This is a genomic window from Streptomyces filamentosus (assembly GCF_014654895.1).
Taxonomy (GTDB): Bacteria; Actinomycetota; Actinomycetes; order Streptomycetales; family Streptomycetaceae; genus Streptomyces; species Streptomyces filamentosus.
Genome location: NZ_BNBE01000004.1, coordinates 392,223 through 412,931, shown reverse-complemented (window position 1 = coordinate 412,931; position 20,709 = coordinate 392,223). Strand labels below are relative to the sequence as shown.

Below are 20,709 nucleotides of genomic sequence, written 5' to 3'. Positions count from 1 at the left end.
AGAGCCCTCCATGACGAACACCTGGCTGCCGCCCGCCGAGTACGTCGAGACCCTCCCCAGGGCGACCGCGTACGCCTGCCTCTACTTCACCGACACCGCGGGCCGGGCCCTCCAGCTCCGCGCCGCCTACCTCGGCGAACGGTGGCAGTGGCCCGGCGGCAACATGGACCCGGGGGAGACCCCCTGGGAGACCGCGGTGCGCGAGTGCCGCGAGGAGACCGGGATCGTCTTCACCGGCGAACCCCGCCTCCTCGGCACCCACTTCGCCACGGACCGGGGCGCGGAGTGGCCCGCCAACCGCATCGGCTTCATCTTCGACGGCGGCGAGCTGACGGACGAGCAGATCGCCGGTCTCGTCCTCGACCCGCGGGAGCACAGCGAGTACCGCCTGGGGACCCTGGAGGAGTGGGAGCGGGAGATGGAACCGCGCGAGTTCACCCGGCTCGCCGAGATCGACCGGGCCCGCAGGACCGGGATGACCGTCTACGTGGAGACCGACCCCGACGAGGACTGACCCGGGCCGCCGGCGGGCCGGCGCCACCGGCCGGGCCGAGACCCGTAACCCTTTTCCGTCCCGACAGTTGACCAGGGCATGAAGAAGCGCAGCATGCTCGCCATCGCCTCCCTCGCCGCAGGCGTCGTCACCGCCCTCGTCACCCCGCCGCCGCAGGCCAGCGCCGCGGACACCCCCCTGGGCCTGGGCGGGGCCACCGGGCTCCTCCAGGACGACAGCGCCGCGTCCACCCTCCACGAGACCGTCACGACGGTGGAGGGCACCGTCGCCGACAGCTCCGCCCAGGGACTGCGCTGACCCGCCGCCTCCCCCTCCGTCACCGGTGCCCCGCGTCCCTGTCCGCGCGGGGCACCGGCACGTCGTGACCCGCCGGGGGGCGGTCCGTGCGCGCGCGGTGCGCGGGTAATGACAGGATGTCCCCATGAGCAACAACGTTTTCTTCGACATCACCGTCAACGGCGACCCCATCGGCCGCATCGTCTTCCACCTCTTCGACGACGTCGTCCCCCAGACGGCGCGCAACTTCCGCGAGCTCGCCACCGGCCAGAACGGCTTCGGCTACGAGGGCTCCGGCTTCCACCGCGTGATCCCCGCCTTCATGCTCCAGGGCGGCGACTTCACCAACCACAACGGCACCGGCGGCAAGAGCATCTACGGCGAGAAGTTCGCCGACGAGAACTTCAAGCTCAAGCACGACCGCCCGTTCCTGCTCTCGATGGCGAACGCCGGCCCGGGCACCAACGGCTCGCAGTTCTTCATCACCACCGTCGTCACCGACTGGCTGGACGGCAAGCACGTCGTCTTCGGCGAGGTCGTCGAGGGCCAGGACGTCGTCAAGCAGGTCGAGGCCCTGGGCTCCCGCTCCGGCGCCACCAGCGCCAAGATCCAGATCGCCAAGTCCGGCGTCGTCGAGGGCTGATCCACCCGCCCCCGCCGTTCCCCGGAAACGGGGGACACCCCTGAGGCAGGGGCGGCCGGGCGGCGTCCACCGGACGCACCGCCCACCGCCCCCGCCCACGGCGCGCCCCTACGAGGCGCCCTCGCCGCCCTCGCCGTAGCGGCGCTCGAACTTGGCGATCCGGCCCTCCGTGTCCACGGTCCTCGCCTTCCCCGTGTAGAACGGGTGGCTCTCCGACGAGATCTCGACGTCGATCACCGGATACGTCTCACCGTCGTCCCATTCGATCGTCCGCTCGCTCGTCGCGGTCGACCGGGTCAGGAACGCGTACCCCGCCGAACGGTCGCGGAAGACCACGGGACGGTAGTCGGGCTGCTTGTCCTGCTGCACGGGACCTCCTCGCCTCGGGCGGCCGCCGCGCGGCCACCCCGTCTCGTCCGGGCCCGGACGGCACGGACCCTCCCCAGCCTCGTCGCGCCCGCCCCCGCCGACCAGCGCCGCTGACCCGACCGGGTGAGCCCTACCCGCCGCCGGGCCCCTCCCGGGCCGCCAGCAGCAGGGCGATGTCGTCGGGCCGGTCCGACGCCCGCACCGCCTCGTGCATCAGCCGGTCCGCCGCCTCCGGCAGGGAGAGCGACCCCGTCGACGCCAGCGTCCGCCGCAGCCGCTCCACGCCCTCGTCGATGTCCGCGCCCGGCCGCTCCACCAGCCCGTCCGTGTGCAGCGCCAGCACCGCACCCGGATCCAGCCGCAGCCGCGTCACCGGGTACGCGGCCCGCTCGTCCACCCCGAGCACCACCCCGCCCGCGACGTCCAGCACCTGAGCCGTCCCGTCCGGCCGGCGCAGCAGCGGCTGCGGATGCCCGGCCCGCACCGCCCGCACCTCGCCCGTCCGAGGCTCCAGGACCACGTAGCAGCAGCTCGCGAACTGCCCGGGGTCCAGGTCGATGAGGAGCCGGTTGGTGCCCCGCACGACCTCCTGCGGCGGCAGCCCGCTCAGCGCGAACGCCCGCACCGCGCTCCGCAGCTGCCCCATCGTCGCCGCCGCCGCGACCCCGTGCCCCTGGACGTCCCCGATCACCAGCGCCAGCTCGCCCCGCCCCGTCTCCACCACGTCGTACCAGTCGCCGCCCACGTCCATGCCCTGCGTCCCCGGCAGATAGCGGCCCACCGTCTCCACGCCCGCCCGCACCGGCAGCCGGTGCGGCAGCAGCGCGTCCTGGAGCCCCCGCGCCACCGCGGCCTCGGAGTCGTACCGCTGCGCCCGCTCCAGCGCCTGCGCGATCAGCCCGGTCAGCGCGGTGAGCACCGCCCGCTCCTCCGGGTCGAAGTCGCGCGGCCGGTCGAAACCGAGGATGCAGGAGCCCACCGGACGGCCCGAGGCGATCAGCGGCAGGAAGGCCCGCGCCCCGCTCTCCGCGTCCAGCGGCAGCTCCGGATAGGCCCGGCCCAGGCTCTCCATCGACTCGAAGAACAGCGCCCGCCCCGTCGTCAGCACGTCCACCCCCGGCACCCGGGCGTCCAGCGCCACCCCGTCGAACGGGTCCAGGAAGCCCGGCGGGAAACCCGTCTCCCACGCCAGGTACAGCCGCCGGTCGCTCAGCAGGTAGATCGCCAGCTGCCGGCCGCCGAAGGCCGGCAGCAGCTCCTCGGTGACCACCGCCGACACCTGCCGCGCCGTCACCGCCTCGGTCAGCGCGATCGCCAGCGCCACCGGCCGGTACAGCGACGACGCCCGCGCGCCCGCCGACCCGATCCCGTCCCCGGCCCGCGGGGACGCCGCGGGCCGGGGCGGCGCCGGCGCCGGTGGCGGTACGGAGGAGGGCACGGGCGGCGGCGCGGACGCCTCCGGCACCGGGGCCTCCTCGGGGACGAGGACCATGGTCACGCCGTCCCGCCCCGGGTGCAGCGACACCGACAGCCACCGGTCCCCCTCCGGGCGGGCCAGGAACCGCACCGGCTCGGACGACAGCAGCGCCGCCCGCAGCTGCTCCTCGTGGAACGGATGGGCGAACCACGGCAGCGCCTCCCACAGCGGCCGCCCGGCCAGCGCGCCGCGCGGCCGCCCGAGGAGGCGCTCGGTCCGCTCGTTCACGTAGGTGACGCGGCCGAGCCGGTCGATGGCCAGGATGGCCCGCGGCAGCCGGTCCGTGGCGTCCGAGCCGACGAGCCCCGTGCCCAGGTCCACCAGCGCGCCCGCCAGGTGCCCGTGCCCGTCCCGCCCCACGAACCGCGAGCGCGCCGACACCTCCAGCAGGTGCAGCCCGCCGTCCGGTCCCTTCAGCCGCAGGCGCCGCACCGACCCCCCGCCGTCCGGCGCGCCCGTCCTGCGGGCCACCGCCCACAGCGCGTAGCCGTCCTCCGGGTCCAGCCGCGAGGTCAGCGCCTCGACCGGCAGCGGGGACGCCTCCCGCACGCCGAGGATCGCCCGCAGCCCGTCGTCCATGGCCACGGTCCCCGCCGCCAGGTCCCAGTCGAAGGAGCCGAACCGGACCGGCGGCACCGCCCCCGAGGGCAGCTGCACGCAGACCGGCTCGCCCGGCCACGCCACGGCCGTCCCCTTCGCCGCGAGCCCCGCCAGCACCTCCCCGAGCCGCAGTCCCGCCCGGGTCGTCCGCTCCCTGTCCCGCGCACCGACGGGCAGGCCCGGGGCCGGGGGCCGCAGCACCACCAGGACCCCGAAGCGCTCCCGGCCGGCGACCACGGGCGCGTACAGCGAGGCGAACGGGAACGGGAGGCTCGCCACCAGCTGCGGAAACCGGCGCATCGACTCCTCGACGTCCGACAGGTGCACCGACTGCCCGGACCGGTGCACCTCGGCGACCGGGAACGGACGGTTGGTGTGCATCCGCGACCACGGCCGGAACAGCTCGCCCGGCAGCCCCGCGAGCACCGAGAGCCGCAGCAGCCCCTCCGTGCCGGACCGCAGGTACACCCCGCCGGCATAGCCGTCGACCTCCTCGACGGCGCCCGTCGCCGCCTCCGCCAGCGCCTGCGTCAGGGCCGGCGGCGGCGTACCGGGGGACGCCCGGCCGGAAGGCGGGCCGGGCGACGGGGCGCGCGGGGTCACACAGCCAGCATGCGCCCGCTGCGAAACCCGCCGCATCCCGGCGACGGCCCGGCACCGAACCGGAGCGGGCCAGGAACGGCCGTTCCCTCGTGCCGCGCGCGCGTGCCCGCGCCGTCCCCGGAATCCCGGATCCTGTTGACCAAGCGCTTCCGGACCGTCACACTCGGTCGTCGTCCGCCGTCGCGCCGAGCGCGCGGAGGACACCACCCACCACCTCCACCACCTCGCACGCAGGGGGCACCATGACCGGCCGGGTCCTTCCGTATGACGTCCACGGCGACGGCCCGGGGAGGGCCCTCGTCCTCCACAACTGGTTCGGCGACCGCAGCACCTTCGACCCGCTCCGCGCCCACCTCGACGAGACGACGGGCAGCTACGCCTTCCTCGACTGCCGCGGCTACGGCGAGGCCCTCGACGCGGAGGGCGCCTACACCATGGAGGAGGTCGCCGCGGACGCCCTGGCCGTCGCCGACGACCTCGGCTGGGACTCCTTCTCCGTCATCGGCCACTCCATGGGCGGCAAGGCGGCCCAGCTGATGCTGCTCGACGCCCCCGGCCGGGTCCGCTCGCTCATCGGGATCTCCCCGGTCTCCGCCGCCGGCTTCCCCCTGGACGAGGAGAGCCGGCAGCTGTTCGCCGGGGCCGTCGACGACCCGGCGCTGCGCCGGGCCATCATCGACCACACCACCGGCGGCCGGCACGGCGCCCCGTGGCTGGACGCCGCCGTCGACCGCTCGGTGAACCGCTCCTCCGCGGCCGCCTTCCGCTCCTACCTGGACTCCTGGGCCACCGCCGACTTCCACGAGCGGGTCCGCGACAACCCGGTCCCCGTGCTGCTGGTCGTCGGCGCCCACGACCCGGCGCTCGGCGCCGAGGCGATGGAGGCGACCTGGCTGCGCTGGTACCCCAACGCCCGCCTGGAGGTCCTCGCGGATGCGGGGCACTACCCGCCTGAGGAGAACCCGAAGGACCTGGCCCGCGCCGTCGAGGCGTTCCTCGCCGCCTGACGGGGCCTTCGGCGGGGTCACGCGGGACCTCCGGCCCGCGTGCCTCCGGGCCCCGGGGGCAGCCGACGGGTGTACTCGATCGACACCCGCGCACGGCGCACCCCCACCGGAAGGACGGAACAGCGATGGAACGCAGCGACGGACGGGCCACGACGCCGGAGACCACCCCCGCGGAGGCGTCCGGCGGGCCGTTCGTCCTCGTCGGCACGGACGGCTCGCGGTCGGCGCTGGAAGCGGTCGAGACGGCGGCGCTGGAGGCGGCCCGGCGCGGGACGCGGCTCGTCGTCGCGCACGCCTTCCTCTGGCCGCTCTTCCGCGTCGACCTGGAACCCTCCGTGTACGGGCCCACCGAGAGCGGCCTGCGGCGGCAGGCGCAGATCGTCCTGGACACGGCGGTGGCCCGGGCCCAGGCGGTCGCCCCCGGCACCGAGGTCTCCGGCGAGCTGATCACCGGGGAACCGCTCGTGGTCCTCGCCACCCGCTCCCGGGGCGCCGAGCTCGTGGTCGTCGGCAGCCGGGGCACCGGCGGCTTCAGCGGCCTCGTGCTCGGCTCGGTCGCCGTCCACCTCGCCGCCCACGCGGCGTGCCCCGTCCTCGTGGTGCGCGGCCGGGACGAGCCGGACGGACCGGTGCTCCTCGCGGTCGACGGCTCGCCGGACTCCGACGCCGCCGTCGACTTCGCGTTCGCGGAGGCGCGGACCCGCGGCGCCGCGCTCGTCGCCGTCCACGCCTGGACCCCGCGCTCCGGGCCGGGGGACCTCACCTTCGCCTTCCACGACGCCGAGAAGGTGCGGGAGGAGGCGGAACACGTCCTCGACGGGGCGCTGGCCCGGGCCGCCGTGCGACACCCCGGGATCGGGGCGGAGCCCCGGCTGCTGCGCGGGAAGCCGCGCGAGGTCCTGCTGGAGGAGAGCGCAGGGGCCCAGCTGCTCGTCATGGGGGCCCGCGGCCGGGGCGGCTTCGCCGGGCTGCTCCTCGGCTCCGTGAGCCAGGCCCTGCTGCACCACGCCCACTGCCCCGTCGCCGTCGTCCGGAACACCGCGGACTGACCTGCCGCCCGGCCGCGTCGCGCCGCCCGGAGGGGAGGGGTGGGACCCTGGAGGTGCCAAGGCCCCGCAGGCAACGCCCACCGGGAAGGCGGCGCGCCATGTACTTCGCCGACCGCACGGACGCCGGACGGCAGCTCGCCGCCCGCCTCGACCACCTCCGGGGCGCCGGGGCCGTCGTCCTCGGCCTGCCGCGCGGCGGCGTCCCGGTGGCGGCCGAGGTCGCCGAGGCCCTCGGCGCGCCCCTGGACGTCTGCCTGGTGCGGAAACTGGGCGTGCCGAGCCGGCCCGAGCTGGCCATGGGCGCCATCGGGGAGGGCGGGGTCCGGGTCCTCAACGAGGAGATCGTGCGGGGCGCGGGCGTCACCGGCCGGGAGCTGGCGGCGGTCGAGGAGCGCGAGCGGGCGGTGCTGGCCGAGCGGGCCCGGACGTACCGGGGCGGCCGCCGGGCCGTGCCGCTGGAGGGGCGGACGGTCGTCGTCGTCGACGACGGGATCGCCACCGGCGCGACCGCGCTGGCGGCCTGCCGGGTGGTACGGGCCGGGGGCGCCGCCCGGATCGTGCTCGCGGTGCCGGTGGCGCCGCGCGACTGGACGGTCCGGCTCGGCGGCGAGGCCGACGAGACGGTCGCCGTCCGCGCCCCGGCGTCCTTCGCCGCGGTCGGCCAGTTCTACCGGGACTTCGGGCAGACGCGGGACGCCGAGGTGGTGGCCCGGCTCGACCGGAGCCGGGCGGCGCGCGACCCGGTCGTCCGCCACGAGGACGTACGGATCCCGGCCGGGGGACCGGAGCTGCCGGGCGACCTGGCCCTCCCCGACGGGGCCACCGGGCTCGTCCTCTTCGCCCACGGCAGCGGCAGCGGCCGGCGCAGTCCCCGGAACCGCGCGGTGGCCGCCGCCCTGAACCGGGCGGGCCTCGGGACGCTCCTCTTCGACCTGCTCACCGAGGCCGAGGCGGCCGACCGGGCGCGGGTCTTCGACACCCCGCTGCTCGCCGGGCGGCTGGCCCGCGCCGCGACCTGGGCGGCCGGTCGGCCGGGCACCGGGGCCCTGCCCCGGGGCTACTTCGGGGCGAGCACGGGCGCGGCCGCCGCGCTGTGGGCGGCGGCCTCACCGGGGGACGACGCGACGGCCGTGGTGTCGCGGGGCGGCAGGCCCGACCTGGCGGGGGAGCGGCTGGGCCGGGTCAGGGCCCCGACCCTGCTGATCGTCGGCGGGGCCGACGAGCCCGTCCTGGACCTCAACCGGCGGGCCCTGGAACTGCTGCGCTGCGAGCGCCGGCTGGAGGTCGTGCCGGACGCCGGTCACCTCTTCGAGGAGCCCGGAGCCCTGGAGGAGGTGGCGGCGCTGGCGACGGCCTGGTTCACCGGCCGCTTCGGGGAGGCGGGGGCGGTGGGGGACGGGGGCGGACGGGACGGTCAGTAGGCGCCGTTGACGTTGTCGATGGAGCCGTACCGGTCGGCCGCGTAGTTGCAGGCCGCGGTGATGTTGGCGACCGGGTCGAAGGGGTCGGCGGCGGTGCCCGGCACGTGGTAGGCCGCGAAGGTCGGGTCGATGACCTGGAGGAGGCCCTTCGAGGGGGTGCCCTTCACGGCGTTGGAGTCCCACAGGTTGATGGCGCGGGGGTTGCCGGAGGACTCGCGCAGGACGTTGCGGCGGATGCCGTCGTACGAGCCGGGGATGCCGTAGCGGCCCATGATGTCCAGCGACTCGCGGATCCAGCCGTCGAGGTCGTCGGTGTAGCGGGTCGCGGCGGCGGGCACCGCCTGCGCGGCGGTGCGCGAGGCGGCCTCCGCGGCGGCGGCCCGTACGGCGGGGGTCGCGGTACGGGTGACGGACCGGCTCGCCCGTTCGGCGGAACCTCCGGCACCGGTGGAGGCGGGCTCGGCGGTGGTCTTCCGGGCGGTGTTCGCCGGCGCGGGAGCGGCCTTCGCGGAATCCCGACGAATCGTCAGTTCGAGACCCGGGTGAATGAGTGACGGATTGTCACCCACGGCCTTCTCGTTCGCCCGGTAAAGCGACTTCCAGCCGCCCTGAATTCCCTTTCGCTGGGCGATCAGGGAAAGCGAGTCGCCCTTCATCACGGTGTACGAGCGCGGGGCGGCGGCGGGAGCGGCCGGCACCGCGGAGACCGCTCCTGCGGCGACGGCGGAGGCGTGCACGGCGCCGGACAGGGCGGTGGAGGGGGCGGCGGCGGCCGGGGCGGCGGACTGCGCGGCGGGTGCGGCGCCGGCCGCGGCGGGCACGACCAGGGGCAGGGCCAGGGCGACTCCGCCGGTGCCCGCGAAGGCGAGACCTCGGGAGACGGGGCGGCGTCGGGGGCGGCGGTGCTTGCCGTGAGCGGGCATGACGGTTTCCTCTCCGGCGCCTGCGAGGTGAGCTGTCGGGTTCGGACGGGAGGTGTCCGGCCGCGCGCACGCGGCTTCACCCCGAGCCGTTCCGGATGACCGGGCCGGCGGTGTGGTGGGTCCCCCGCTCCTGCCGTCGGGTGAAATGGGAGGTCCTTCGGGCGGTGGCAGGATTCGGCGATCCGCTCGAATGGAGGTGACCGTAGGCGAGGAATGCGGGGCGGAACAAGACGCGAATGCACGGGAAAAGGAAAGGTAAAGATCGAATGGCGGGAATTCAAGATCGACCGCTTCCGGCCTTCCGTTCGAATCCCTTGTGCCGCACGGCCGGTGGCGGGTGCGGGGTCGCCGGCGGGGCGGGGGAAGTGAGTCGCGTCACGGGGAGCGTAATGTCCGAATAGGGAGACTCATTCCTTTCGGGGAATTCTGCGGCGTAATGCGAATGGCTGGGGAGTGGTGGGGCGGGAGAGGTGCGTGTCGCATAAGTGGCAAGCCGGACATTCCTTGCTAATGATGTGGGAATGTCCCCTTCTGTCCCCCTGCTCGGCTCCGAAGCCCCCGACGTCTCCGAAGCCCTCGACACCCTCGACCGTGAAGCGGCCCGCCTCTACGAGAGCGCCGCCTGGGAACGGATCCTCGCGCCCGCCGAGCCCGCCCCGTCCACTCCCGCCCTGCCCGTCCCCCCGGAGCCCGCAGCCGACGGCTGGCGGAGCCTCCTCTCCGTCCCCGTGGACCGGCTCGTCGCCGACGCGCTCGACGCCGTCGGCGCGCTGCCGCCGGCGCCGCCCGCCGAGCGCCCGCTGCCCGGACGGATCGGGGCCGCGCTCCCGGACCGGCTGCACGTCTGGCGCCGGATCGGCCGGCGCGACGTGCCGCCCTCCGTCCACCTGGCCCACGCGCGCCGGGTCCTGGTCGAATGGGGCTGGCAGAACACCCCGTACCGGCTGCGCGACGCGCGGGGCGCCCGGTGCGTCTGCGGCGCCCTGCTCGCCGCCCATCGGCTCGGCCACGGCAGCGCGTCGACCATGAACGAGGCCGGCGCCTGGATCATGACCGAGCTGCGGTCCCAAGGGTGGCACGGGCTCATCGGCCCCTGGAACCGCGCCCCCGGCCGCACCGCTGAGGACGCGCTCGGCCTGCTCGACGCCACGATCCGGCGCGCGGCCCTGGCCGGCCGCTGAGCGCCGGCGCGCTCAGCCGGTGACGCTGGGCGCGCCGGTCTCGATGTGTCCGGTGTACCGGCGCGACCAGGTGCCGTCGACGTCGGCCAGGATCGTGAAGTCGTACCAGCCGTCCGCGTACGCCACCGCGTTGAAGAAGTCCTCCCGGGAGGAGTTCGCCGGGACCGTGTACGTCCACGGGCCGTCCGTGCGGTAGGCGTCGGAGCGGATCGTGAAGGTGACCGGGCCGGCGGAGGCGTTGGTCAGTTTGAACCAGATCGCCGTCTTCCCGGTGCCCGGCTCGGTGGCGTAGCGGGCCGCCACCTCGATCGCCCTGCCGGCCTTCGAGGCGTCGCCGGTGAACCGGCGCAGGAAGCGGTTGGGGCCCATCATCGAGATGTCGTACTTCCCCGAGCCCGAGCCGAGCCCGATGTTGAAGTAGTCGGTGGCGACGGCCCCGGGGTCCACCGTGTACTGCCAGGCGGCGGTGTCGCGGTACTGGTGCGGGTGGATCGAGAAGTGGGCGGCGGCACGGGCCTGCGGTCCCTGGTTGCCCATGGAGAACCAGGCGAGGATCTTGCCGGCGGCGCCGAACTCGAAGCGGTCCAGGTTGCCGTTCGGCTGGTAGGGCAGGGCCCGTGCCGGGCGGGTGCCGGGCTCCTGGGCGGGCAGCGCGTTGTTCTGCGGCGCGGGGTTCGGCAGCGGGCCGCAGGTGGCCATGCCGATGACCTTCGCCGTCGACGGGAGGCCGGCGGGGACCCCGTACACCGGGTGGGCGAAGTCGAAGACGCCGGTCAGGTCGCCCGTCACCCTCCGCCGCCAGGCGCTGATGTTCGGGCAGGTCGCGGGCGTGCCGAGGGCGGCGGTCCAGGTCTCCAGGAAACGCAGCACCGAGGTGTGGTCGAAGACCTCCGAGCTGACCCAGCCGCCGCGCGTCCAGGGGGACATGACCAGCATGGGGACCCGGAAGCCGAGGCCGATCGGAACGCCGTCGAGGTACTCGCCTGGGGTGCCGGGCGGGGCGACGGGCGGCGGCACGTGGTCGAAGAAGCCGTCGTTCTCGTCGTAGTTGAGGATCATCACGGTCGAGTCGAAGACCTCGGGGTTCGCCGTCAGGGCGCGGTAGACCAGGTCGACGAAGTGGGCGCCGTCGCCGGGAGGGGCGTACGGGTGCTCGGAGAACGCCTCGTTCGCCACCACCCACGACACCTGCGGCAGCGTGCCGGCGAGGACGTCGGCGCGGATCGCGGCGGCGATGTCGTCCGGGGTCGAGCCGGTGACCTTCGGGACCGAGGCCATGCCCCGGTCGTACAGCGGGTCGCCGGGCCGGGCGTCGGTGAACCTCTTGAAGTACGCGAGGCCGTTGTCGCCGTAGTTGTCCTGGGCGTTCTGGTAGACCTTCCAGCTCACCCCGGCCCGCTGGAGCGCCTCCGCGTACGTCTCCCAGGTCAGGCCCGACTCGTCGCCGCCGTCCTTGCTGGAGCCGTCGATCCTCCCGCTCCACAGGAAGGTGCGGTTGGGGCCGGTGGCGCTGAGCGCCGAGCAGAAGTAGGCGTCGCAGACCGTGTAGTGGTCGGCGAGCGCGTGGTGGAAGGGGATGTCCTCGCGGTCCAGGTGACCCAGGGTGCGGGTGTTGCCCACCCCGGTCACCCAGTTGTCGAGCCGGCCCTTGTTCCAGGCCGCGTGCTGCGAGGTCCAGCTGTGCGGCAGGTCGCCGTTGCACTGGGCGAGGGTCTCGCCGTCGACCCCGCCGGCCGGCGGGGTGTCGCTGAGCTTCCACGGGAACTGCCGGCCGCCCCAGTTCGGCTGCTGGAAGGTGCCCCAGCCGCCCGGGATGTTGCCCGCCGCGCGGTCGCCGAAGCCGCGCACGCCGCGGAGCGTGCCGAAGTAGTGGTCGAAGCTGCGGTTCTCCTGCATGAGGATCACCACGTGCCGGACGTCGGTGAGGGTGCCGGTCGCGGCGCGCGCGGCGGCGGAGGCCGTGGCCGGCGGCAGCGCCGCCCCCGTGACGAGTCCCGCGCCGATCCCCGCGCCGATCCCGACGAATCCCCTGCGGCTGATGGGAAGCATGCCCCGCCTCTCCTGTCGCGGTGTGCCCCTGCGGCACGTCGGAGACATGATGGGGGAGCGGTGCGCAAAGGTATACGCCCGTGTGGTAAGGGGTTGGTGAACAGCAAGGTCGTGCTCGTTCACCCTGGTTCGACCAGTACGGGCATTGGTATCAGGTGGTACCAATAGGAGGGTGAGGACCCGTCAGACGGCGAGGACCCGGACCCCGGCCTCGGACAGTCGGTCCTCGGTCTCCGGGGCGATGCCGGTGTCCGTCACCAGCAGGTCGATCCGGTCCAGGCCGCAGATCCGGGCGAAGGCCCGCCGCCCCAGCTTGGACGAGTCGGTCACCACCACGACCCGGCTCGCCCGTTCGGCGAAGAGCCGGCTGATGCTCGCCTCCTCCTCCTGGTGGGCCATCGCCCCGAGCGCCGGGTCCACCCCGTCCACCCCGAGCACCACCGCGTCGAGCACCACCTCGCCCAGCACCCCGGCGGCGAGCGGGCCCACCAGCTCGTAGGTCTGCGGGCGGGCCACCCCGCCCGTGGTCACGATCTTGATCTGGGGGCGCACGGCCAGCTCGGCGGCGATGTTCAGCGCGTTGGTGACCACCGTCAGGGCCGGGCCGGAGGGCGCGGGGGGCTGCGCCGCCTCGGCGGGCTCGCCCGCGAACCGCACGGCGAGCGCCCGCGCGACCTCGGTCGTGGTCGTGCCGCCGTTCAGGCCGACGACCTCGCCGGGCGCGATCAGGTCGGCCGCCGCGGCGGCGATCCGGGCCTTCTCGGCGGCGTGCCGGCCCGACTTGTAGCGCAGCGGGAGCTCGTACGAGACGCCGTGCGCGACCGCTCCGCCCCGGGTGCGGACGAGGAGCCGCTGCTCGGCCAGTTCGTCGAGGTCGCGGCGGATCGTGGCCGCGGAGACGCCGAGGGCGGTCGCCGCCTCCTCGACCTCCACCCGGCCCTCGGCGGCCAGGAGTTCCAGGACCGCGTTCCACCGCTCGTGCTTGGACATGCCGACCCGTTCCTCCCGTTGGCGCGGCTCCGATCCTACGTCGGCCCGGGGCGCGTCCCGGAGGGCGATCAGGGCGCGTCCCGGCGGACCACCGGAGCGCGTCCCGGTGGGCGGGGTCGGCGCCGGGTTCTCGTACGCACCCTGGCACGTAGATGCTCGAATCTGCTTGAATGATGCTCGTTTCGAGCAACTTCACGCATCTCTGCTGTTCCTTACGTGCAAGGAGTGCGCATGGCCCCCTCCCGTACCACCGCCGAGATCGCCACCCAGCCCGAGGCCTGGCGCGAGGCGCTCCGCACCCTGCCCCGGCACGCGGCCGCCCTGCCCCGGCGCGGCGAGCGGGTCGCCGTGATCGGCTGCGGCACCTCCTGGTTCATGGCACAGGCCTACGCGGACCTCCGCGAGGCCGGCGGCCACGGCGAGACCGACGCCTTCGCCGCCTCCCGCTTCCCCCACGGCCGCCGCTACGACCGGGTCGTCGCCCTCACCCGCTCCGGCACCACCAGCGAGGTCCTCGCGGTCCTCGGCCGGCTGGCCGGGACCGTCGCCACCACGGCGGTCACCGCCGACCCCGCCACCCCCGTCATGGACCTCGCCGGGGCCGTCGCCGTTCTCGACTTCGCCGACGAGGAGTCGGTCGTCCAGACCCGCTTCGCCACCACCGCCCTCGCCCTCCTCCGCGCCCACCTGGAGGCCGAGGACGCCCTCCCCGGCGGCGTCGCCACCGTCGCCGGGGCCGCAGAGGACGCCGAACTCGCCCTGACGCGGCCGCTGGAGGCCGCCGTCCGCGAGGCCGGGCAGTTCACCTTCCTCGGCACCGGCTGGACCTACGGCCTCGCCCAGGAGGCCGCGCTCAAGATGCGCGAGGCGGCCGGCGCGTGGACGGAGGCGTACCCGGCGATGGAGTACCGCCACGGCCCCATCAGCATCACCGGCCCCGGCCGGGTCGCCTGGGCTCTCGGCCCGCTGCCGGACGGCCTCGCCGAGGAGATCCGCGAGGTCGGCGGCACCCTCGTCGCCGACGGCCTCGACCCGCTCGCCGGGCTCGTCCTGGCCCAGCGCCTCGCCGTCGCCGTCGCCGAGGCCCGCGGCCTCGACCCCGACCGGCCCCGGAACCTCACGCGTTCCGTGGTCCTCGCGGACCCCGGCGCCTGAACCGCCCCCCTTCCCTCCCCACCCGCATCCGGAGCAGGACCATGCCCCTGACCCCCACCCACGAGATCGCCCGGCGGGCCCGCGCCGCCGGCGCCGGCGTGGGCGCCTTCAACGTCCTCCAGCTGGAGCACGCGCAGGCCATCGTGGCCGGCGCGGAGCGGGCCGACCGGCCCGTCGTCCTCCAGATCAGCGAGAACACCGTCCGCTACCACGGCGCCCTCGAACCCGTCGCGCTCGCCTGCCTCGCGCTCGCCCGCGCCGCCGAGGTGCCCGTCGCCGTCCACCTCGACCACGCCGAGAGCCCCGGCCTCGTCCACGAGGCGGTCGGACTCGGCCTCGGCTCCGTCATGTTCGACGCCTCGAAGCTCCCGTACGCGGAGAACACGGCAGCGACCCGGGACGTCGTCGACCACTGCCACCGGCACGGCGTCTGGGTCGAGGGCGAGCTCGGCGAGGTCGGCGGCAAGGGCGGCGCCCACGACCCCGGCGTCCGCACCGACCCCGGCGAGGCCCGCGCCTTCGTCGACGCCACCGGCGTCGACGCCCTCGCCGTCGCCGTCGGCAGCGTCCACCAGATGGTCACCCGGGACGCCGTCCTCGACCTCGACCTGATCGCCCGGCTGCGGACCGCCGTCGACGTGCCCCTCGTGCTGCACGGCTCCTCGGGCGTCCCCGACGCGCTGCTCGCCCTCGCCGTCGCCGCCGGCATGACCAAGGTGAACGTCTCCACCCACCTCAACAAGGCGTTCACCCGGGCCGTCCGCGACCACCTCACCGCCCACCCCGCCGAGGTGGACCCGCGCCGCTACCTCACCCCGGCCCGCTCCGCCGTCGCCGGGGAGGTCACCCACCTCCTCGCGCTCCTCGCCCCCCGCTGACCGCCCCCGGCCCGGCCGGGCCAGGGTGGTGGTGTCGACACCAGGTGCGGCGCCCCCTCCCCACTCCCGCACCGGCCGGGCCATGATCACGTCCATGACCAGGCTCCCGCACCACCACACCACCCTCGTCACCGGCGCCACCCAGGGCCTCGGCCGGGGCATCGCCCTCGACCTCGCCGCCCGCGGCGGCACCGTCCTGCTCCACGGCCGCGACGCCGGCCGGCTCGCCGCCGTCGCCGCCGAGCTCCGCGCCCTGGACGCGGGCGGCGAGGTCCGCACCTACCGCGCGGACCTCGCCGACCTCGACCGGGTCGCGGAGCTCGCCGCGCGGATCGCGGACGCCGAACCCCGCCTCGACGCCCTCGTCCACAACGCGGTCGTGGGCGCCGGCCCCAGGCCCCTCGAACGCGAGGTCTCCGCCCAGGGCCACGAGCTGCGCCTCGCCGTCAACCACCTCGCCCCCTACGCGCTCACGCGCGGCCTGCTGCCGCTGCTCACCGCCTCCGCGCCGGCCCGCGTCGTCAACGTCGCCTCCCTCGGCCAGGAACCCGTCGACCTCGACGACCCCGGGTTCGAGAAGGGGTACGAGGGGCTGCGCGCGTACTGCCGCAGCAAACTGGCCCTCGTCACGGCGACCTTCGCCCTCGCCGGGGAACTCGCCGGCAGCGGGGTCACCGTCAACGCCCTCCACCCGGCCCACCTCATGGACACCGAGGGCGTCCGGGCCTACGGCCTCACCCCGCTCGTCGGCGTCGAGGAGGGCGTCCGTCCGACCGTCCGCCTCGTCGTCGACCCCGGGCTCGCCGGCGTCACCGGACGGTACTTCGACCGGTTCACCGACGCGCGGGCGCACGAGCAGGCGTACGACCCCGAGGCCCGCCGGCGCCTCATGGCGCTGACGGACCTCTGGACGGGGGTGCGCACGGGGGCGCCGGGCGCCTGACGCGCCCGTCAGGGGCGCCGGTCGGGGCCTCCGCCGCGGATGACGGGGACGAGGCTTCGCAGCGCCAGTCCGGCGGCCATCAGGGTGGTCGCCGCCACGACGAGACCGAGGACGGCGAGCGGGGAGAGGCCGCCGCCGGTCGCGGCGAGACCGGCGCCCCCGCCGCCGACCGCACCGGCTCCGATGGGCTTTCCGTACATGGGGATTCCTTTCTTCGGCTTCCCGCGCCGTCAGGTGGCGACCCAGCGCTCCTGCCGGCGCAGGGCCAGGTCGATCAGGGACTTCACGAACACCAGCTGCCGGAACGCGTCGTACAGCAGCTCGGGGACGAGCGGCAGCGCCAGGAGCACGGCCCGGCGGCCCGCCCGGCGGACCGTCAGGGTCCGCTCCAGGACGAAGAGGAGCGTGATCGCCGTCCAGAAGGGCGAGAAGCCCTGTCGGCCGGCGGTGGCGAGGACCAGCACGGTGAAGGTCACGAAGAGCGCGAGCGCGAGCGCGCCGACGCCCAGCATCAGCTGCTGCCCGAAGTACGGCAGGGTCACCCGGGTCAGCCCGTAGTCGCGGAGGTTCTCCAGCGCCCCGCGCTGCCACCGCGTCCGCTGGTGCCAGAGCTTGGGCAGCGTCGGCATCACCTCGGTGACGAGCCAGCAGGCGTCCGGGGAGAGCGTGCGGTGCCCCAGCGTCTTGACCGCCTTGGTGATCTCGTCGTCCTCGGTGAGGGAGGCCAGGCTGTAGACGCCGTCGCCGCCGCCGATCAGCCCCGCGCGGCGGGCGGCGCGGACCTCGCGCAGCACGCGGGCGCGGAAGACGGTGCCCGTGCCGGTCAGCACGACCGCCTTGTTCCCCTTGCGGTGCACCTCCAGGGCGTAGCGCTCGTACTCCATCCGCTGGAGCAGCCCGAGGAGTCCGCCGCCCTCCTCGCCGTAGAAGATCCCGCCGACCGCGCCGACGCCCGCGTCCGCCTCCAGGGTCTCCACGGCGCAGGCCACGAAGCCGGGGTTGAGGACGGTGTCGGCGTCCTGGACCAGGACCAGGTCGTCGTGGGACAGTTCGTCGAGGAGGCCCGGCAGCGCCTGGTTGAGCGCGCCCGCCTTCTTGTCCCGGTTGCCGTCGGGCACGAACACCTCGGCGCCGCACCGCTCGGCGAGCTCGGCGGTCCGGTCGGTGCAGTTGTCGGCCACCACCACGATCCGGTCCGGCACCCGCGTCTGCCGGTACAGCCCGGTGAGCGTGGCGACGACGCGGTCCTGCTCGTTGTGCGCGGGCACCACGGCCACGACGCGCATCGGACCACCTCCCTGGCGTTTCGTCCGGTTTCGTCCATCACGATGGCGCGGGCGGGTTGCGGGAGGGGTGTACGCGCGGTGCGGCCCGGTTGCGGCGGGGGAAGGGGCGACGAACGCCCCGCGCCGGGAGGTGCCGAAGGTCCCCCGCGGGTCAGCCGGCGGGGTGGTAGCGGTAGCCGACGCCCCGGACGGTGGAGATGCCGCTGCGGCCTCCGGTGGCGGCGGCGATCTTGCGGCGCAGCCGGAGCACCGCGTACTTCACCCGGCGCGGGTCGCCGTCCTCGTGCGCGCCCCACACCTCGCGCAGCAGTTGCCCCTGGCTCAGCACCTGCTCGGGGTGGGCCACGAGGGCGGCGAGGAGGTCGAACTCGAGCGGGGTGAGGTCCAGGGCCGTGCCGTGCACCGTCGCGGTGTGCGCGGCCCGGTCGATCACCACGTGCTCCGGCGCCGGGGCGGCGGGGGAGCCGGCGCCGGGGCGGGGCAGCAGGCGGCGGAAGCGGGCGGCGAGGCGGGGGAGGCCCTGCTCCCGGGAGAGGGAGTACGTGACGTAGTCGTCGGCGCCGAGGCGGTAGGCGCGGGCCGCGTCGATCTCGATGTGGACCGGGGCCGTGACGACGATGGGCAGCCAGTGGTCGTGGGCGCGGAGGTCGGTCAGCAGCCGCCAGGGGTCGCAGCGGGGCAGTTCGAGGCTGAGCAGCACGCCCTGGGGGCGGCGTTCGCGCAGGGCGCGCCGGGTGGCGGGACCGTCGGTGGTCTGGAGCACCTCGTGCCCCTGGTCCCGCAGCATCCCGCCGACGAGGTCCACCACGCGCGCGTCCCGCAGCGCGAGGAGGACCAGGGGGCGGGACGCGGCGGACTGCATGCCTGGACGATAACCGCGGTCCGGGGCCTCGGCAGCTCGGCACGGGTGCGGGGCCCGGACAGGGGTGCGCCCCCGGGACCGGGGGGAGGTCACGGGGGCGCGGGGCGGCGGGGCCGGCCGGTCTTCGGGAGGCCGGCCCCGCGGGGTGCGGGGGACTCAGCGGAGGTCGAAGCGGTCCAGCTCCATGACCTTGGTCCAGGCCGCCACGAAGTCCGTCACGAACTTGTCCTTGGCGTCGTCGCTCGCGTAGACCTCGGCGAGGGCGCGGAGCTCCGAGTTCGAGCCGAAGAGCAGGTCGACGCGGCTGCCGGTCCACTTGACCTCGCCGGTCGCGTCGTCGCGGCCCTCGAAGGTGTTCGCGTCGGCGGAGGTCGCCGTCCAGGTGGTGCCGAGGTCGAGCAGGTTGACGAAGAAGTCGTTCGTCAGCGTGCCCGGGTGGTCGGTGAGGACGCCGAGCTCGGTCTGCGGCGCGGTGATGCCGAGGACGCGGAGGCCGCCGACGAGGACGGTGAGCTCGGGGGCGCTGACCGTGAGCAGGTTGGCGCGGTCGATCAGCAGGTACTCGGCGGGGAGGCGGGCGCCCTTGCCGAGGTGGTTGCGGAAGCCGTCGGCCTGCGGCTCCAGGGCGGCGAAGGACTCGACGTCCGTCTGCTCCTGGGAGGCGTCCACACGACCCGGGGTGAAGGGCACCTCGACGGTCCGGCCGCCGTCGGCGGCGGCCTTCTCGACGGCCGCGGAGCCCGCGAGGACCACGAGGTCGGCGAGGGAGACCTGCTTGCCGTCGGTGCGGCCCGCGTTGAAGGACTCCTGGACGCCCTCCAGGACGCGCAGCACCTGGGCGAGGTCGTCCGGGTTGTTGACCTCCCAGCCGCGCTGCGGCTCCAGGCGGATGCGGCCGCCGTTGGCGCCGCCGCGCTTGTCGCTGCCCCGGAAGGAGGAGGCGGCGGCCCAGGCCGCGCCGACCAGCTGGGCGACGGTCAGGTCGGAGGCGAGGATCTCCTCCTTGAGGAGCGCGATGTCCGCCGCGTCGACCAGCTCGTGCGTACGGGCCGGCAGCGGGTCCTGCCAGATGAGCTCCTCCGAGGGGACCTCGGCGCCGAGGTAGCGCACGACCGGGCCCATGTCGCGGTGGGTCAGCTTGTACCAGGCGCGGGCGAAGGCGTCCGCGAACTGGTCGGGGTTCTCGTAGAAGCGGCGGGAGATCTTCTCGTAGGCCGGGTCGAAGCGGAGCGCCAGGTCGGTGGTGAGCATGCCCGGCGCGATGCGCTTCGACGGGTCGTGGGCGTCCGGCACCGAGCCCTCGCCCGCGCCGTGCTTCGGCTTCCACTGCTTGGCGCCGGCCGGGCTCTCGGTGAGCTCCCACTCGTAGCCGAAGAGGTTCCAGAAGAAGTTGGTGCTCCACTTGGTGGGCGTGGAGGTCCAGGTGACCTCCAGGCCGGAGGTGATCGTGTCGGCGCCCTTGCCGGTGCCGTACGTGCTCTTCCAGCCGAGGCCCTGGTCCTCGAGGGAGCCGCCCTCGGGGGCCACGCCCACGTGGTCGGCCGGGCCGGCGCCGTGGGTCTTGCCGAAGGTGTGTCCGCCGGCGATGAGGGCGACGGTCTCCTCGTCGTTCATCGCCATGCGGCGGAAGGTCTCGCGGATGTCGCGGGCGGCGGCCAGCGGGTCCGGGTTGCCGTTGGGGCCCTCGGGGTTGACGTAGATGAGGCCCATCTGGACCGCGCCGAGGGGGTCCTCCAGCTCGCGGTCGCCGGTGTAGCGCTCGTCGCCGAGCCAGGTCTTCTCGGGGCCCCAGTAGACGTCCTCGTCGGCCTGCCACACGTCCTCGCGGCCGCCGGCGAAGCCGAAGGTCTCGAAGCCCATGGTCTCCAGGGCCACGTTGCCCGCGAGGATCATGAGGTCGGCCCAGGAGACGGACTGGCCGTACTTCTTCTTCACCGGCCACAGCAGACGGCGGGCCTTGTCCAGGTTGCCGTTGTCCGGCCAGCTGTTGAGCGGGGCGAAGCGCTGCTGGCCGGCGCCGGCGCCGCCGCGGCCGTCGCTGATGCGGTAGGTGCCCGCGCTGTGCCAGGCCATGCGGATCATGAAGGGTCCGTAGTGGCCGAAGTCGGCGGGCCACCAGTCCTGCGAGGTGGTGAGGACCTCGGCGATGTCCTGCTTGAGGGCGGCCAGGTCGAGTGCCTTGAACGCCTCGGCGTAGTCGAAGTCCGCGCCGAGCGGGTTCCCGACGACGGGGTTCGTGGCGAGGATCTTCAGGTTGAGCCGGTTCGGCCACCACTGGCTGTTGCCGCCGCCCTGGGTGGGGTGCGGGGCGCGCCCGTGGGCGACGGGGCAGCCGCCCGTGCCCTCGGCCTTCACGTCGCCGCCGTGTGCTTCGAGGTTCTCAGACATGGGTTTTCCTTCCGGACACGCGCGGGAAGGTCATGAACACGGGGACTCGACGAAGAGGCACCGCGCGGGGACTTCCCCCCGGAAGCGGCACGTCA

The 20,709-nt window shown here is 74.9% G+C and carries 19 protein-coding genes and 1 riboswitch; of the genes, 10 read left to right on the top strand and 9 right to left on the bottom strand.

Annotation, left to right across the window (positions count from 1 at the left end; all coding sequences use genetic code 11):
• Positions 1–10: 10 nt before the first annotated feature.
• From IE326_RS35665 to IE326_RS35655, 3 genes are all read left to right on the top strand, one after another.
• Positions 11–514: an NUDIX domain-containing protein gene (locus IE326_RS35665; RefSeq protein ID WP_190044542.1), complete on the top strand. Its 504-nt coding sequence runs from the start codon at positions 11–13 to the stop codon at positions 512–514.
• A 78-nt stretch (positions 515–592) separates the two neighbouring features.
• On the top strand, positions 593–811 hold the full coding sequence (locus IE326_RS35660) for a hypothetical protein (RefSeq protein WP_229915817.1): 219 nt from the start codon (positions 593–595) through the stop codon (positions 809–811).
• 124 nt (positions 812–935) lie between these two features.
• Positions 936–1,433, top strand: coding sequence for a peptidylprolyl isomerase (locus tag IE326_RS35655; RefSeq protein WP_190044541.1), 498 nt, complete (start codon positions 936–938; stop codon positions 1,431–1,433).
• A gap of 108 nt (positions 1,434–1,541) precedes the next feature.
• Here the strand turns inward: IE326_RS35655 and IE326_RS35650 are convergent, their stop codons facing one another.
• Both IE326_RS35650 and IE326_RS35645 read right to left on the bottom strand, forming a co-directional pair.
• Positions 1,542–1,802, bottom strand: coding sequence for a type B 50S ribosomal protein L31 (locus IE326_RS35650; RefSeq protein ID WP_150233814.1), 261 nt, complete (start codon positions 1,800–1,802; stop codon positions 1,542–1,544).
• A gap of 130 nt (positions 1,803–1,932) precedes the next feature.
• Positions 1,933–4,518, bottom strand: coding sequence for a SpoIIE family protein phosphatase (locus tag IE326_RS35645; protein ID WP_190044540.1), 2,586 nt, complete (start codon positions 4,516–4,518; stop codon positions 1,933–1,935).
• Between the two features lie 206 nt (positions 4,519–4,724).
• Here IE326_RS35645 and IE326_RS35640 point away from each other — a divergent pair, with 206 nt between their 5' ends.
• The 3 genes from IE326_RS35640 (at position 4,725) to IE326_RS35630 (ending at position 7,959) form a co-directional block, all read left to right on the top strand.
• Entirely contained in the window at positions 4,725–5,489 is a 765-nt protein-coding gene (locus IE326_RS35640; protein WP_190044539.1) for an alpha/beta fold hydrolase, read from the top strand.
• A gap of 125 nt (positions 5,490–5,614) precedes the next feature.
• Positions 5,615–6,538, top strand: a complete 924-nt coding sequence (locus IE326_RS35635; protein WP_190044538.1) for a universal stress protein — start codon at positions 5,615–5,617, stop codon at positions 6,536–6,538.
• 98 nt (positions 6,539–6,636) lie between these two features.
• Positions 6,637–7,959 (top strand): phosphoribosyltransferase, encoded by a 1,323-nt coding sequence (locus IE326_RS35630; protein WP_190044537.1) that lies wholly within the window; start codon positions 6,637–6,639, stop codon positions 7,957–7,959.
• Here IE326_RS35630 and IE326_RS35625 read toward each other — a convergent pair.
• Positions 7,953–8,882: a LysM peptidoglycan-binding domain-containing protein gene (locus tag IE326_RS35625; RefSeq protein WP_190044536.1), complete on the bottom strand. Its 930-nt coding sequence runs from the start codon at positions 8,880–8,882 to the stop codon at positions 7,953–7,955. The genes IE326_RS35630 and IE326_RS35625 overlap by 7 nt on opposite strands.
• 2 nt (positions 8,883–8,884) lie before the next feature.
• Positions 8,885–9,072, bottom strand: a riboswitch (cyclic di-AMP (ydaO/yuaA leader).
• Between the two features lie 331 nt (positions 9,073–9,403).
• Between IE326_RS35625 and IE326_RS35620 the strand changes: the two genes are divergently transcribed.
• Complete coding sequence (locus tag IE326_RS35620; RefSeq protein ID WP_190044535.1) at positions 9,404–10,063, top strand: DUF6197 family protein; 660 nt, start codon at positions 9,404–9,406, stop codon at positions 10,061–10,063.
• Positions 10,064–10,075: 12 nt separating this feature from the next.
• Here the strand turns inward: IE326_RS35620 and IE326_RS35615 are convergent, their stop codons facing one another.
• Positions 10,076–12,112, bottom strand: coding sequence for a phosphocholine-specific phospholipase C (locus tag IE326_RS35615; protein WP_190044534.1), 2,037 nt, complete (start codon positions 12,110–12,112; stop codon positions 10,076–10,078).
• Positions 12,113–12,295: 183 nt separating this feature from the next.
• On the bottom strand, positions 12,296–13,102 hold the full coding sequence (locus IE326_RS35610; protein ID WP_190044533.1) for a DeoR/GlpR family DNA-binding transcription regulator: 807 nt from the start codon (positions 13,100–13,102) through the stop codon (positions 12,296–12,298).
• A 231-nt stretch (positions 13,103–13,333) separates the two neighbouring features.
• On the opposite strand from IE326_RS35610, the gene IE326_RS35605 reads away from it, so the two are divergent.
• From IE326_RS35605 to IE326_RS35595, 3 genes are all read left to right on the top strand, one after another.
• On the top strand, positions 13,334–14,257 hold the full coding sequence (locus IE326_RS35605) for an SIS domain-containing protein (RefSeq protein ID WP_190044532.1): 924 nt from the start codon (positions 13,334–13,336) through the stop codon (positions 14,255–14,257).
• 41 nt (positions 14,258–14,298) lie between these two features.
• On the top strand, positions 14,299–15,135 hold the full coding sequence (locus IE326_RS35600; protein WP_190044531.1) for a class II fructose-bisphosphate aldolase: 837 nt from the start codon (positions 14,299–14,301) through the stop codon (positions 15,133–15,135).
• 94 nt (positions 15,136–15,229) lie between these two features.
• Entirely contained in the window at positions 15,230–16,078 is an 849-nt protein-coding gene (locus tag IE326_RS35595; protein ID WP_229915816.1) for an SDR family NAD(P)-dependent oxidoreductase, read from the top strand.
• 8 nt (positions 16,079–16,086) lie between these two features.
• Here the strand turns inward: IE326_RS35595 and IE326_RS35590 are convergent, their stop codons facing one another.
• The 4 genes from IE326_RS35590 to katG all read right to left on the bottom strand — a co-directional run bounded on the left by IE326_RS35590 (position 16,087) and on the right by katG (position 20,614).
• Entirely contained in the window at positions 16,087–16,278 is a 192-nt protein-coding gene (locus IE326_RS35590) for a hypothetical protein (protein WP_190044529.1), read from the bottom strand.
• Positions 16,279–16,308: 30 nt separating this feature from the next.
• Positions 16,309–17,364, bottom strand: coding sequence for a glycosyltransferase family 2 protein (locus tag IE326_RS35585; RefSeq protein ID WP_190044528.1), 1,056 nt, complete (start codon positions 17,362–17,364; stop codon positions 16,309–16,311).
• Positions 17,365–17,515: 151 nt separating this feature from the next.
• Positions 17,516–18,226, bottom strand: a complete 711-nt coding sequence (locus tag IE326_RS35580) for a response regulator transcription factor (RefSeq protein WP_190044527.1) — start codon at positions 18,224–18,226, stop codon at positions 17,516–17,518.
• Between the two features lie 156 nt (positions 18,227–18,382).
• A complete protein-coding gene (katG, locus tag IE326_RS35575) occupies positions 18,383–20,614 on the bottom strand; it encodes a catalase/peroxidase HPI (RefSeq protein WP_190044526.1) in 2,232 nt (743 codons plus the stop codon).
• Positions 20,615–20,709 lie beyond the last annotated feature (95 nt).